Annotated in this window: 11 protein-coding genes and 1 other RNA gene; 3 read left to right on the top strand and 9 right to left on the bottom strand. The window is 45.8% G+C overall.

The window, feature by feature from the left end:
* Positions 1–17: 17 nt before the first annotated feature.
* The 3 genes from QT984_RS17580 to QT984_RS17590 all read right to left on the bottom strand — a co-directional run bounded on the left by QT984_RS17580 (position 18) and on the right by QT984_RS17590 (position 4,876).
* Positions 18–1,745, bottom strand: coding sequence for a hypothetical protein (locus QT984_RS17580; RefSeq protein WP_333339860.1), 1,728 nt, complete (start codon positions 1,743–1,745; stop codon positions 18–20).
* A 158-nt stretch (positions 1,746–1,903) separates the two neighbouring features.
* Entirely contained in the window at positions 1,904–2,884 is a 981-nt protein-coding gene (locus QT984_RS17585; protein WP_333232962.1) for an SMP-30/gluconolactonase/LRE family protein, read from the bottom strand.
* Positions 2,885–3,151: 267 nt separating this feature from the next.
* A complete protein-coding gene (locus tag QT984_RS17590; protein ID WP_333057049.1) occupies positions 3,152–4,876 on the bottom strand; it encodes a zinc metalloprotease HtpX in 1,725 nt (574 codons plus the stop codon).
* A gap of 226 nt (positions 4,877–5,102) precedes the next feature.
* On the opposite strand from QT984_RS17590, the gene QT984_RS17595 reads away from it, so the two are divergent.
* The 3 genes from QT984_RS17595 (at position 5,103) to folB (ending at position 8,668) form a co-directional block, all read left to right on the top strand.
* The gene (locus QT984_RS17595) at positions 5,103–6,386 is read left to right on the top strand and encodes a glutamate-5-semialdehyde dehydrogenase (RefSeq protein ID WP_333057048.1); all 1,284 of its coding nucleotides are present in this window, start codon (positions 5,103–5,105) and stop codon (positions 6,384–6,386) included.
* A gap of 396 nt (positions 6,387–6,782) precedes the next feature.
* On the top strand, positions 6,783–8,150 hold the full coding sequence (locus QT984_RS17600; RefSeq protein ID WP_333374544.1) for a serine/threonine-protein kinase: 1,368 nt from the start codon (positions 6,783–6,785) through the stop codon (positions 8,148–8,150).
* 161 nt (positions 8,151–8,311) lie between these two features.
* Positions 8,312–8,668, top strand: a complete 357-nt coding sequence (folB, locus tag QT984_RS17605; protein WP_333057046.1) for a dihydroneopterin aldolase — start codon at positions 8,312–8,314, stop codon at positions 8,666–8,668.
* Between the two features lie 112 nt (positions 8,669–8,780).
* On the opposite strand, the gene nuoK is transcribed toward folB, so the two are convergent.
* From nuoK to QT984_RS17635, 6 genes are all read right to left on the bottom strand, one after another.
* A complete protein-coding gene (gene nuoK / locus QT984_RS17610) occupies positions 8,781–9,086 on the bottom strand; it encodes an NADH-quinone oxidoreductase subunit NuoK (RefSeq protein WP_228042566.1) in 306 nt (101 codons plus the stop codon).
* Positions 9,087–9,165: 79 nt separating this feature from the next.
* Complete coding sequence (locus tag QT984_RS17615; RefSeq protein WP_333057044.1) at positions 9,166–9,789, bottom strand: NADH-quinone oxidoreductase subunit J; 624 nt, start codon at positions 9,787–9,789, stop codon at positions 9,166–9,168.
* Between the two features lie 116 nt (positions 9,790–9,905).
* The gene (gene ndhI, locus QT984_RS17620; protein WP_193975265.1) at positions 9,906–10,481 is read right to left on the bottom strand and encodes an NAD(P)H-quinone oxidoreductase subunit I; all 576 of its coding nucleotides are present in this window, start codon (positions 10,479–10,481) and stop codon (positions 9,906–9,908) included.
* Between the two features lie 110 nt (positions 10,482–10,591).
* The gene (gene nuoH, locus QT984_RS17625; RefSeq protein ID WP_333374546.1) at positions 10,592–11,710 is read right to left on the bottom strand and encodes an NADH-quinone oxidoreductase subunit NuoH; all 1,119 of its coding nucleotides are present in this window, start codon (positions 11,708–11,710) and stop codon (positions 10,592–10,594) included.
* A 452-nt stretch (positions 11,711–12,162) separates the two neighbouring features.
* Positions 12,163–12,553: a transfer-messenger RNA gene (ssrA, locus tag QT984_RS17630) on the bottom strand.
* A gap of 174 nt (positions 12,554–12,727) precedes the next feature.
* Positions 12,728–14,488 (bottom strand): serine/threonine-protein kinase, encoded by a 1,761-nt coding sequence (locus QT984_RS17635; RefSeq protein ID WP_333374548.1) that lies wholly within the window; start codon positions 14,486–14,488, stop codon positions 12,728–12,730.
* Positions 14,489–14,573 lie beyond the last annotated feature (85 nt).

Here is a 14,573-nt window from a genome sequence, read left to right on the forward strand (position 1 = left end):
TCGCCTTAACTCCCAGCCTATTTCACAATACAAGACGCATCCAAAACCACTAGAATTTCATTCTGAAAAACCGCACAACTTGTCATTGCTGAAGCTAAGGCGGGAATTTTCCCTTGTTCGAGAGAAAGGCTCGCCTCCGGTATAGAATCAAATTGATTTAGCCAGCCATCATCCTTTATATACTGAAGACTCAAAGCATTGCGATCTATCATCCAAAAATCAACTCCATATTGATTGATAAAATTTTGCAATACAGCTCGATCGGGAGTGTATTGAGCGCGAATTAAATCGTTAAGTCGCTGCAGATATCTGCTGTAGTAGCCTTTCTGATACGGCACTGCATATTCTTTTGCCACCAGAACCGAACGCTGACTAAAGGTTGGCAAATGATCCGTATCGGTGGCGATCGAAGCAATCAATATATCTTTAGGTTGTTGCTCAAAAAATTTGTACAAAGCTGGCATTTTACCTTCTACATACCCGACAGTTGGGAATTTTTTGACCAAGGCGGGATAAAGGACAACGGCGATAGCGATTGTCGCTGTCGTAATTAGTGCCACGATATTTTTTAAATGAAATATTGTTGCTGTTTTTGATGCCCAATGACCGACTCCATCGATAATTAAAGTGAGGGCGATCGCAGTTATTAAAACAACAATAAATCGCAAGCTGTAAGCTGTATATCTACCTGGTTGATACAGCTTGAAAATGGTAGCGTGAGCCGCAAAAAACATCGCCGATGATGCTAAAAATAGCTGAAGCAAAAGCCAGATTTTGCTTTGAATCTGATTTGCTAAGGGAAAAGCCGATCGCAAAAATAGCAGCAGCGGAAATAACAGCGCGACACAGTGAGTTACAGGCGTAAACAGCGACTTGGGAAACATCCCGCTACCCCGCCCTGTCAGCCAATAATCTACCGGATTTGGACGAAAAAAAGCATTTCTGCCACCTGGTGCAAATTCGGCCATTTGCTTCGCTTCTGCTGCGGTATAAGTTGGGCCAAATTCAGAGTTATCTAAAGCATAGGGCAGCATTACTAAAAATATTAATCCCAAACCTGTACTGCAAAATAGGTAATTTGTGCGATCGCCCGACAAACGCAAACCGCCGTTTTTCCAGCATAGCAGGCGCAAAACTAAAATTCCGGCAGCAACCAAGGCGTAAGGAGGATAGAATAGTCCGATCAGCGCGATCGCCCCCAAACAAGGCAGCAACGAACTGCGCGACAAATAATATAAAAAAGCCAGAAATATCGGATAGATAAAAGCTCTTGGCGTTGTGGAAGCCAAATCATCAGTCATCCACATATGCTGATTTAACAGCAAAGATGCAATAAATCCAGTCATCGGCACTGGCAACATTTCTAGGCAAAGACCAAAACAGTAATAGGTGGAGATTAAGCCGAGAAATAGTGGCAATATTTTGTGAAATAATAGCGGGTGAATGCCAACTGTTGCTGCTAATTTGTAGAGCGTGCTGTATCCTGCGGGGGCGACAGATTGAAAATAATTAGCAATGAAATCGTTGGGGAATAATTCAGGATCGACAAACCGCATCATCCAGAAAACGTGCTGCCTCGCATCGTCTTGCACCATATACTCGGCGCTAAAGACTTGCTTGAGTCCTAAAACAGCATAAACTGTGGCAAATGTCAAGCTCAGAGTCAACCAAAATATTGTGTGCGATCGGGATGTGCGATCGACTGTAGCAGTCAGAAATTTGTGCAACCGAGCTATTAATACCATTTTAGATTTGAGATTTGAGATTTGAGAATTGGGAATGACTGATTTTGACAAGTAGGATTATATTATGCCAGGTCAATTACCCCTAATAAAAAGTGTTTGCCGTAAGGACTTTAGTCCTCACGACAAACCGCTTATTTTCAACTTCGCCCTATTTTAGATTATTTTCCAGGCCGCACGCCCGCAATTTTAAGGCGAATCCGATAAAGACTTGTACTTCCGGTAATATAAAGCGTTTTGCGATCGCTTTCTCCCCAAGCCAAATTAGTCGCCGTCTCAGGTACAGAAATCTTCCCCAAAAGCTTGCCATCCGGCGAAAAGATCCACACTCCCCCCGGCCCGGTGCTGTAAACATTCCCCTCTACATCAACTTTTAAACCGTCGGGTACTCCCCTTTGACTGGCATCTTTTAACTCCGCAAAAAGCTGCTGGTTAGTAACAGTTCCGTCCGGTTTTACATCGAAAACAGCAATGTATCCCGCTTCCGAATTGTTGACATAAAGTTTTTGCTCGTCTGGTGAAAAGGCGATGCCATTCGGCAGCACCAAATCCTTAACCAGCAGAGTTAATTTTCCGTCGGGTGCCAGTCGGTAAACACCGTAAAAGCCCAATTCTTCCTGCTCTTTACTAACACCGTAGGACGGATCGGTAAAATAAATACTGCCATCGGATTTAACAACTAAATCGTTCGGACTGTTGAGCCGCTTACCCTCGTATCTATCCGCCAAGGTGATAACTTTTCCGTCCTTTTCTGTACGGGAGACGCGGCGATTTTCGTGTTCGCCAGTAAGTAAGCGGTTTTCTTTGTCTAAAGTATTCCCGTTGGCTTTTCCCGAAGGGCGGCGAAATACCTCAACTTGCTGATTTGAGCCAAATTTATAGATAATATTGGCGGGAATATCGCTGAACAGCAAAAAGCCGTCTGGATGCCAAATCGGGCCTTCTATAAATTGGAAATTGCTAGCTAGTTTTTCTAGTTTGGCGCTGTCATCGAGAATACTTTGCATGGTATTTTTTGTGTTCTGGTTTTCCGTTTGAGCGGTCATTTTTGTGAAGTTTCCGCTAACTATTTCGCTAGGACTGCTGACTGCTAAAGTTAATACCATCAACAACAAACTAATTGTAGCAATTTTGATTGTCATGTTTGCTCATAAATAAATTATTTCCTTCCCGCCATAAGATTAACTATCTCCTTCTTTACTTCTTCCTTTCTTCTTTCTTTTCTCCAAGAGCGCTATCGCGCCCCTTCGCTAACAAATCTAAAGCGGTTCGTAAACTCACTCTTTTGTCCAGCAAAAAAGATGATTGAGAGCGGTATTAAATTTAATAGTACCGTATGGAGCAAAAAAAATAAGCTCTAAAATGCGAGCTTAATTATATTTAACTTAAAAGGTTTTACCTGTCAACTGTTAAGCTGGAAATGAAACAAATAGCGCCGCAATACCAAGAACGATCGCACCGATACCCATCACAAAAGACCAGAAGCGGTGATAACTGTTAACCACCGTACCGCTATCGCTTTCAAGCTGAATCAAATCCATCCAAGGTGCAACACCCCGGCGGAACCAACCCAAAGTCCTAACATCCATCCCAATCAAACTTTCAACCCGTTTCATGCCAAACATAAAATTACCAATTGGCCCAAAACGAGAAGCATAGCGCAGATAAATCATTCCCGTTCTATCTTGCAATTTCAGATCGGAACCGAAGGTATAACCCGCATCGCCGCGACCAATTAATTCGCCTTGTAGTTGCGCCGGTTGACCCCGCAAAGGACTTGCGTAAGGGTCAGACATTAAGGTTAAAACATCCAAATGTTCTGCTTGTTGGTAATTCGGGAACATCACCAGAGTTTTGAGCAAAATTCCTGCACCCAAACCGATCAAAGGACAAGCAACCATCATCATCGGGTTTACAGCATACAGGGAAATGCCGATCGCAAAACCCACCGCTAAGCCCAGAGTTTCTGCACTGTACAGCAGCAAATCGAACACAAAATTGCCGTACAATCTCCGCTTGCTCAAATCGTTGCCTTCGCCGACAATTCGCCCCATGTCAAACTCAATATCTAAGCCTAATTGTTCGGCATAAGTGCTCAAAGCGCGAACTCGTTTACCAGTCAGCGGGTGAGTCGAGTTCAACTCCATCCACCAACCCCACGGATTAAACATATCCCACAAAAACACTCGCCCAATCTTTGCTGGTTCCGAAGAAATCCTGTAAGCAGTGCCAGTAGAGGTGGCAGCTTTGGCATCGTAAATGCCTAAAGCGCGAGTTCCTTCTAATAAGCTGCTGGGTTCTGTTGCTCTTTGTCCTTCTTCCAAAATACCGTAAGCAATTTTTACCAAAGCGCGGGACAAAGCATTGGGATTTCCGGTTGTTTCGGCAGCAAAATGGTCGGCAAAATATTCTCGCGTCCGCGACAAATACAGCAATAAATAAGTGCCAGCGATGTAAAACAAATAAGCAACAGCAGCTACCGTACCGGCCGCATCTTTAGCTTTTTCCCCACCACTTCGACCCATCCTTTGAGTTGTAGTGTAAATTAAATAAGTAATCTGCACCAAAGTCGAAGCTAAAGTCATTACTGCAAAGTCCCAGTGGACGATGTGACCGAGTTCGTGGGCGTAAACAGTGGCAATTTCCTCGTCGTCTAAATAGGTAAAAAGACCTTGACTGACGACTAACCGAGCGCTGTTGGGAAATGAACCGTAAGTAAAAGCAGTAGGGTTTTGGTCGTCGATAATTCCTAAACGCGGACAAGAGAGTTTTTTCTGCTTGCAAACCTTCTTAATAACTTTAGCTGTTTCTGGACTTAGGCTTTCAATTTCTGCTAGGGAAACCCAGCGAGTATGGTATAACCAATTTTGGCTTAAGTCCATCAAGTAAGGTGATAGGAAAAAGGCAGCGATGTTAAAAATCAGAGTTATGGGAAGTGCGATCGCCAATCCGGCGACTGGATCGGGACTGCTGAGAATCAAAACTGAGGCTAAGGATAGCGCTAACACCATACCAAACAGCAGGCTGATGGTGACGCCGGAAGCTAAAACGAGATTTCCCCCAGTTTTCTGTATCAGTTTAACGCCGGCTTTGGCTGCTCGCCCTGCCTTGCGTAAAGGGGCATGAGATGACATAATAATCTCCAAAGGTTATTGACAAAAGGAAATGACCGTGGGATTTTATCTATACTTCACTGTTTTAACCTGTTAATGCGGATTACTGTCAGGGGTCTCAACAAAAATATAGAATTTTCTCTAGAATTGTTAAAACTGAAAACCGCCCCGAAATTTATTTGTGCGGATTCAATTCCCAACTCAAAATTCAAAACCCAACACTCAAAACTATTTAAAAGTTACTGCCATGTCTATTATTGAAATTGCCCAAAAAACGCGCGGATCTGCTAGAAAATTGGCAGTTTTGTCCGCTGAGGCCAAAAATCAAGCTATTGAAGCTATTGCGAAAGCTTTAGAAGCTGCTGCGCCGGATATTGTGGCGGCGAATGCTGCTGACTGCAAGGCGGCTGAGGCTGATGGAATTGCGAAACCGCTGTACGATCGCCTCAAGTTGGATGAGAGCAAGTTGAAAAGTGCGATCGCGGGCGTGCGAGATGTTGCGAAACTCCCAGATCCGATCGGTGTCGTGCAAATCCACCGCGAATTGGATACAGGATTAATTCTGAAGCGCATCACCTGTCCTTTGGGCGTTTTAGGCATTATTTTTGAAGCGCGCCCAGAGGCGTTAATTCAGATAGTATCCTTGGCAATAAAATCTGGAAATGGCGTCATTCTCAAAGGTGGCAAAGAAGCAGTCCGTTCCTGCGAAATCTTGACAAAAGTGATACATCAAGCCTTAGCAGAAACAGCGGTTAATCCAGAAGTCGTGCAGTTGCTGACGACGCGGGAAGAAACAATCGAACTGCTGAAAATGGATGAATATGTAGATTTGATTATTCCCAGAGGTTCTAATTCCTTCGTGCGGTTCGTGCAGGAAAACACGCGGATTCCCGTGTTAGGACACGCCGACGGAATTTGTCATTTGTACGCAGACAAAGCGGCGGATATTCAGAAAGCAGTAGAGATTTCTGTAGATGCAAAAACCCAGTATCCCGCCGCCTGCAATGCCATTGAAACTTTGTTAGTTCACAGGGCGATCGCCCCCAAATTCCTGCCCGCAGTTGCCGAAGCTTTGCAGCAGAAAAAAGTCGAATTGCGGGGAGACGAAAAAACTCGCGCCCTCCTCGAAAATATTGCCGAAGCCAATGAAGCGGATTGGTCTACAGAATACAGCGATTTGATTTTGTCAATCAAAATAGTAGATTCTGTGGAAGAGGCAATTAATCACATTAATACTTACGGTTCCAGACACACAGATGTCATTGTTACCGAAGATAGCGAAGCCGCCGAAACATTTTTAAATGGAGTCGATGCGGCAGGAGTTTATCACAATTGTTCGACTCGATTTGCCGACGGTTTCCGCTACGGTTTCGGTGCAGAAGTGGGGATTAGCACGCAGCAAATGCCACCTCGCGGGCCTGTTGGTTTAGAGGGGTTAATTACCTATAAGTATCGAGTTTTTGGAAATGGCCATATTGCGGCTAGTTATGTGGGGAAAGATGCTAAGGAATTTACACATCGGGATTTGTAAATCCTCGATAGCCGATCAAACCCGACAATAAAAAAGCCTGTAGGGGCGGGTTTTACCAACAATATTTGATGTTCACGAACAATTTATATAAACCCGCCCCTAGACAGCCGATAATCCAAATTAACCTGATGTTCGATCGCAGGCGAAAAATGTAGATTTAGATTGGTCGTTGGGTGGGGGCGGGTTTATTATATTTTTGGTTGATAACATAGATGGTTGGTAAAACCCGCCCCTACGATATCCTGTAGATACTGAATCTTAACCAAAGTGTCGCTTCTCCTTCATCCATCCCAAAAAAAGCGATCGCCCTTCCTTCCCTCGCATTCAAACAAACTTAGCTACAATAAGCTATACTGTGCTCGGCGACTCCCCACATCGAACAATTTGCCGTGGTTTATGTCTAACTCCTCCCTCCTCACCCCAGGTTCAACTCTAGAAAAACGCTACCGCATCCTCCGCGAATTGGGCCGCGGTGGCTTTGGGCGCACTTATCTCGCCGAAGATATCAACCGCTACAACGAACATTGCGTGCTCAAAGAGTTTTCTCCGGTGGTGCACAGCCCGAAAGCCGCCGAATTGTTCGATCGCGAAGCGAGTATGCTTTACCACCTCCAACACCCGCAAATTCCCCGGTTTCGAGAACTCCTGCGAACCGATTTGGCTGGGAATCCATCTTTATTTTTAGTCCAAGATTATATCAAAGGTCAAACCTACGAAGAAATATTGATATCGCGCCAGCAGCAAGGTAAAAATTTTAGCGAAGCTGAAGTTACTCAACTGCTATTTCAGCTTTTACCAGTTTTAGAATACATCCACTCAAAAAATTTAATTCACCGCGATATTTCCCCGGATAATATTATTCAGCATGATGCTGACAAACTACCATTTTTAATTGATTTCGGTTCAGTCAAACAAATTGCAGCCAATGCCGTACTTCAGTTTAACGGACAATCGGATACGGCGATCGGCAAACAGGGTTATTCCCCAGCCGAACAAATGCGACTGGGGAAAGTTTCTGCCGCTAGCGATTTGTATGCTTTAGCCGTCACGGCGTTGGTATTGCTAAGTGGCAAAAAGCCTCAAAAATTGTACGATATCAATAATAAAACTTGGGATTGGCGATCGCACGTCAGTGTCAGCCCTAATTTAGCCACGGTATTGGATCGGATGTTATCAGAACAACCGGGCGATCGCTACCAATCCGCAAAAGCAGTCCGCGAAGCACTCAAAGATCCAAAACTCTCTCAAATTGGCAGTATAATTTCCCAAATGGTGACAATGAACTTTGTCGGCCGCCCTTTCAAAAACGCCACTCAAACTGCTACTAGCAATCATACTCCTGTTCACCAAACTCCTCAAGTTGTTAACCACAACAGCACATTCAAGTTAATTCCTTGGAAAACCCTAGGGAGTTTAAGTGTGATTTTGGTACCGGGAATTTTAGCTTTTAGTGTAGTCAAATCTGGTTTCACATTGCCCAAGTTGCCGGATTTACCTAAATTTTCTTCGCGCCAACCGCCTCCCGATACATCTTTAGAGGAAGCAGAGATAATTCGTCAAGAAAAGATTGGGAAACGACGCAAAAATCTCAACATTGAGCAAGATATATTCTATCAAAAAGTTGATGAATTATATTACAATAAATATCCTGAATTCCAAGGTCGTACCTTGACAGAAAAGCCAGAAGATGCTGAAGTTAGGCGGAAATGGTATGAAGTTGCTGAGGATTTATTGGACAAGTTGGAGAAAGGAGGACGGTTGTGAAATTTAAGATAGAATAAGAGTGATTGAACCGCAGAGGGCGCAGAGGGCGCAGAGGGAAGAGGAAGAGGGCAAAGGGCAAAAAAAGAGAGGGAAGAGAAAGAGAACTTTATCTGGTTTAATACAAATTGGTATAGAACAACGCACTTTTAGTTTATTGCAAAATGGATTCTATTCAACTTACAGGAATTCGCTGTTACGGATATACGGGCTATCTGCCGGAAGAGCAAGTTTTGGGGCAGTGGTTTGAAGTGGATGTTACTCTCTGGCTGGATTTATCGCAAGCTGGAAAAAGTGATGATATTCAACATACTCTTGATTACCGCAGCGCAATTACTCTGATTCAAAAGCTAGTCAAAGAGTCGAAGTTTTTATTAATCGAACGCCTAGCAGATACTATTGTTCAAGCGCTTTTACAACTACCGTTAGTCGAAAAAGTTAAACTACAACTCTCGAAACCTGCTGCCCCCATCCCTGATTTCGGGGGTAGAATTACTCTAGAAATTACTAGAAGTCATTAGTCCTTAGTCCTTAGTCCTTAGTCCTTAGTCCTTAGTCCTTAGTCATCAGTCTTTAATCTGCATTAGTTTGTCGCTAATGACTGATGACTGATGACTGATGACTATTGATTAATTACCACTTCAGCAAGTTAAATTCTTCCATGTCTACTGTATTGCGGTTGCGATAAATCGCCAAAACAATTGCCAAACCCACCGCAGCTTCAGCCGCGGCTACCGTAACTACAAACACGGTAAATACTTGGCCCTTAATTTGTACGGGGTCGAGATAATTGGAGAAACCCATCAAATTGAGATTGACAGCATTCAGCATCAACTCGATCGACATCAACACGCGCACTGCATTTCTGCTGGTAATCAAACCGTAAATGCCAATACAGAAAAGTGCGGCGGCTAATAACAGGAAATACTGGAGTTGCAGTTGCATAAATTTTGCGATTTTGTCTCAATCTAAAGTTACTACAAAACTAACACTATGGTGCGCTCAGCGCACCATAATATTACTTAGATTCTGGCGAAGACACATCTCCGGCCGAAACTAATTCGCGAGGTCTTTCCGGCAAACTAAAAGCTGGTGTTTCAGATAGCTTGTTGGACAATTCATCTGGCAAGAAATCGCGGCGCGCCAAGACAATGGCTCCTACCATTGCCATTAACAAAAATACTGATGCTAACTCGAAAGGCAGCAAAAAGTCGGTGAAGAAATGTTTGGCGATTGTGACGATCGAACTTTCGGCCGGTGCTCCTGTCGTCGCGACAATAGTCCAAGGAGTAGACACCACCATCGTACCCAAAAGCGCAAACAAGCCTACGCAAACTACTGCTGTTGCTACTTGACGCACCCAAGCGTTGGGAATTGTGCGGAAATCTTCGCGCTTGTTCACTAACATAATCGCAAACAAAATCAAGACGTTAACAGCGCCCACATAAATCAATACCTGTGCTGCTGCTACAAAGTCGGCATTCAGCAACAGGTACAAGCCGGCAATGCTGGTAAATACGCCGCACAGCAAAAAGGCTGAGTAAACGATATTTGAGAACAGCACTACTCCTAGTGCTCCTGCAATCATCATTACGGACAATATTCCAAATGAAACAATTTGAACCCCTTCAGCTAGATTCACAATTTTTTATCCTCAATTATTAGTGTTCTATTGTTCGTTTTTACTCATTAGTTAGCAGTCATTAATAATTGGTTATTTCACTAATGACTGATGACTGCTGACTAATGACTAATGACTTACTTTTCGATAATTTCCTCTGGACGCAGACCGGCGCGGCGATCGGTGTAGGAAACTTCATGGGGGTCGATCGCACCTTTCGGCAAATAAGCGAATTCCCGCATCGGTGTCACCATCGGGTCATCTGTAACCTTGTAGGGCAAACGTCCCAGGGCCACGTTGTCATAATTCAATTCGTGACGTTCGTAGGCGGCTAACTCATACTCTTCTGTCATGGACAAACAATTAGTCGGACAATATTCTACGCAGTTGCCGCAGAAGATACACACTCCGAAATCGATACTGTAGTGCTTGAGTTGCTTCTTCTTAGTTTCTTTGTTAAATTCCCAATCCACTACAGGTAAGTTGATCGGACACACCCGAACGCAAACTTCGCAGGAGATGCACTTGTCAAATTCAAAGTGAATTCTGCCCCGGAAACGTTCGGAAGGAATTAATTTCTCGTAAGGATACTGCACCGTAATCGGGCGGCGTCTCATGTGGTCAAAAGTAACAGATAGCCCTTGACCGATATACTTAGCAGCTTGAAGAGTCTCTTTGGCGTATTCGCCTACTTGATTGAGGAATTTTAGCATCGTGTTCTCTCTCTGTACTTGAGTTTTTGGTAATTGCTAATTGATAATAGGTCATGAGAGTTAACAGCTACTCTAGGTTAGCTATTATCTGTTCTGTTACCTATTACGAATTAACCGCCAAAAGCAAAGGGAAAGGCAAGCTTCAAAGCTGCGGTCAACAGCAAATTAACTAAAGCAACGGGAAGTAAAAACTTCCATCCCAAATTTAGCAATTGGTCGATCCGAACTCGCGGCAGAGTCCAGCGGAGCAGAACAGCCAGAAACAAGAAAAAGTAGGCTTTCAGCATGGTCATTGTAATGCCCAGCAAGCCGGTAATTACCTGCAACCAAGGAGTCGTTTCGCTCAATCCTAGGGCATTTGTCAGGACTCCGACAGGAATCGGGGACTCCCAGCCGCCGAGGTACAAAACTGCTACTAACAGGCAAGAAAGGACGAGGTTAACGTAGGAAGCGATATAGTACAAAGCAAATTTCATGCCTGTGTACTCAGTCTGATATCCTGCTACCAATTCTTCTTCTGCTTCTGGAAGGTCAAAGGGTAAACGTTCGCATTCTGCTAGTGCTGCGATCCAGAAAATCAGGAAACCTGCTGGTTGCCGCCAGATATTCCAGCCGAGAATGCCGTAGCCGGCTTGCTGGTGTACGATGTCGATCGTACTGAGGCTATTGGACATCATTACAACTGCCAATACTGCCAAAGCTAGGGGAATTTCGTAGCTGAGGGATTGAGCGGCGGCTCTGAGTCCTCCGAGGAGGGCGTATTTGTTGTTTGAAGCATAGCCGGACATCAGCAAGCCGATCGGCTGAATGCTAGAAAGAGCAATCCACAGAAATATTGCTGTCCCCATATCGGCGATCAGCATATGCTCTCCGAAGGGCACGATTAAGTAGGAGAGAAAAACTGGAATCACCACAATTACCGGGCCTAGGGTAAATAGCAGCGCGTCAGCTTTTGCCGGTACAATGTCTTCTTTGAAGACCAACTTCAAACCATCAGCAACGGGTGCTAGCACTCCCAGAGGGCCGATAAATTCCGGGCCTATCCGCTGTTGAGCGGCGGCGGAAATTTTCCGTTCTAGCCAGACGCTAGTCAGTACCCCGAAGACGGCAGCGACAATCATCAGCAACATTGGCAGCGGTAGCCAAAGCACTTGGGCGATGTCCGCCGGTAAGCCCAAATTCATCAGGGCTTCTACAAAACTTCCTTGTAAGTCAATTCCTGGGTTCATTTTTCCAGCTTTTGAGCGCTCAGCATATAATTTTTCACCCGTCCTTTGTAGGAGTAGGCTTAGAAATCGGGGTCTTTGTAAAGATTTTTAATGCTTTACCGCCTAATAGTATATCGCCCGACAGGCTCCAAGAACGCACAGACAGGGTGAAGTTCTAATTATATGAGCCGGCAGCGTAGCTAATGGGTGGGTAACTTATGGTTGATGGTTGACTGTTGACGGTTGACTGTTGACGGTTGCAAGGCGGTGAGAACGCCAATTGAAAAACGACCAGCAAATATTTCAGTCCCCTCGCGGGGAAAAGGTAGAGCACTGCACGGATTTTGACACGGATACACGGATGAGTTGAGCTATCTGAGCCAAACAAAAGGGCCCAGAGTTAACTCTGAGCCCTTTTAATGCTATAAAGTGGCTTTCAAATGGCTTAAACCATTGATTTTACGTCACTTCTTTTATGGAACTGGGCAGAATCGAACTGCCGTCCAAAGCGGGTATTTACCTTCCGATCGTTCACAGGTTTATCCCCTCTAATCCTCGGGGCGGGAACCATCTTTATCCCAAATGGGGGGATTTTCTAGTGATTGCTTTCCTAGCTAGCCGACTAGAAACGTTTAGCTAGGGCATCCGTTGGGGGTTGTTATGCTACCTTTAACGGAGTGAGGTGGCATACACTCTAAACCAAGCTCAAGAAGTTTTTAGGCTACAGCTACGGCTTTGCGAGCGAAAGGAACGATGTTGTTCGCATTTACTATTTTTTTTGAGCCGATATTAACGAGAGTAGACTCCCTCTCGACCTGCATCACGGAGCAGCTTTCGCCACCCTGTCGAAACCATTACAGCCCCTCGTGCGTTCTCTAATTATAGACAATATTTCGTGTTGCGTCAACCGATTTTAGATTTTAGATTTTGGATTTTCGATTGGGGATTAAAGAAACCGGGTTTTTTGCGGTTTTTGTCTGCTTTAACGAAGTCTTGGAGCAAAAACCCGGTTTCTGACCACCCGTGCGTAATTCCTAATTAATGCAAGTTCTCGTCCCAGACGCCGATGTAAATCCGATCGCGCTCATTGCGTTCGATTATCCCTTCCAGCGAACCTTTCCTAAACGTAAAGCGATTACTCCGGCGCTGCTGCACGTCGCGGAATCCCTGCAAAATCTCCCGGTTTGCCCCGCCCACCATGCCGTTTAAGGCGGTTCGCACCACCAAATCGTCCACAGACTGAGCAAAAGAACCCTCTGTTTGTACTAGCTGGGCCGAATCGCGATCGTAAATGTAACCCAGAGTAATCCGATTTGGCAATATTTCGTAAAGTGCGGTGCGAGTATTTGGCCAATAGCCCCGCGCTTGAGAGTCAGTGGGTTCTCCCAATTCGGCTAAAATCTGACTTTCCGGCGTACCAACGGCATACCCAGGGATTGTGGGAGTCTTCTGATAACTGGTTCCCGGTTGTTCGCTGGGTGCGGGCGATCGATCGGGCGGCAACTCTTTGTCAACAAGTTTTTCTGTTGGTGTGGGTTCGACAGCATCGGGAGAAGGCGCTGGTGTTGGCGCTGGGGCCGGTGTTGGAGTTTCAACAGCAGGCGCTGGATTTTCAGCAGCAGGCGCTGGAGTTTCAGCAGCAGGCGGCGGAGTTTCTCTCGGAGTCGGCGAGAAAGGCGTTGGTGTCGGCGCGGGAATTGGTGCGGGGTTCACGCGCGCGTCTGGATCTGCAGGGGCCGAAGTGCGATCGTCCTGGGCCACCGGTGCGGGTTCCGAAGACGGCCGGTTGAGGAAAACCCTAGCAATACCGACAAAACCTGCCACAATAAGTGCGATCGTCACGAACCCCAAAATCCACCAAACCTTGCGGCTGCCTTGCCCAGAAGACACCACAGCAGGCGCTGTTCTGGAACCCGCCGGCGACTGAGGCCCGTGTCCCGGCATCACCGCCACCGTCGGCCCGGTGCTCGGCGACGCTGCACCATGAGGCTGCCCGTGCAGCAGCGACAGCCACTCATCCACGCTAGCAGGGCGATTTTGAGCTTCTACTGTCATCCCCCGCATCACTGCAGAACTGACAGCCGCACTTAGCTGAGGCCGCAAGTCGCGGGGTGAAGGCATCGGCTGACTGGTACGCAAAATTGCAGCCACCGGCACCTGTGCTGTCAGTAAAGTGTAAAGCGTCGCCGCCATACCGTAAACATCTGTGGCGGGCGTATATTTTCCTTGGGCGAAATACTGTTCTGGGGGCGCGTAGCCGTCGGACACCATATTAGTGTGACTTTGGGTTGCACCGGGAGTAAACTCGCGGGCAATTCCAAAATCTATCAGCACAACTTCTTGGGTGTTTTGGCGCAGCAGAATGTTTTGCGGCTTGATATCTCGGTGCAGCAAACCCTTTTGATGAACAACTTTTAAAGCAGCGCCAATTTGAGTGATGTAGAGAATTGCGAGATTTTCTGGTAGCGGATTATTTGAACCGACTACATCGCCCAAATTCTGACCCGGAACGTAGTCCATCACCATGTAAGGCTGCCCGTCTTCCACAAAGAAATCGCTGACGCGGACAATATTCGGATGAACGCAGGAAGCCAACCGCCTCGCTTCGTCTTGAAACTTGCGATCGAACTCAGCAAAATTAGGTTGCTGCCGCAGAGATTCGTTGAGGGTTTTTATGACTACAGGCTGTCCTAAATAGCGGTGATTTGCCCTGAAAGTTATTCCAAAGCCGCCGCGTCCCAGTTCTTGTTCGAGGGTGTACTTTCCACCCTGTAAAGTTTTGCCGATTAGCGCATCCATATTTCCAGGCGATCGCGTACCAGATAATATGGCTGATTATGGCACGTATGGTCGGCCAAGTTACCAGTCTAAAGGGCGATCGCAA

It is taken from the genome of Microcoleus sp. Z1_B2, assembly GCF_036700325.1.
In the GTDB taxonomy this organism is placed as follows: Bacteria; Cyanobacteriota; Cyanobacteriia; order Cyanobacteriales; family Microcoleaceae; genus Microcoleus.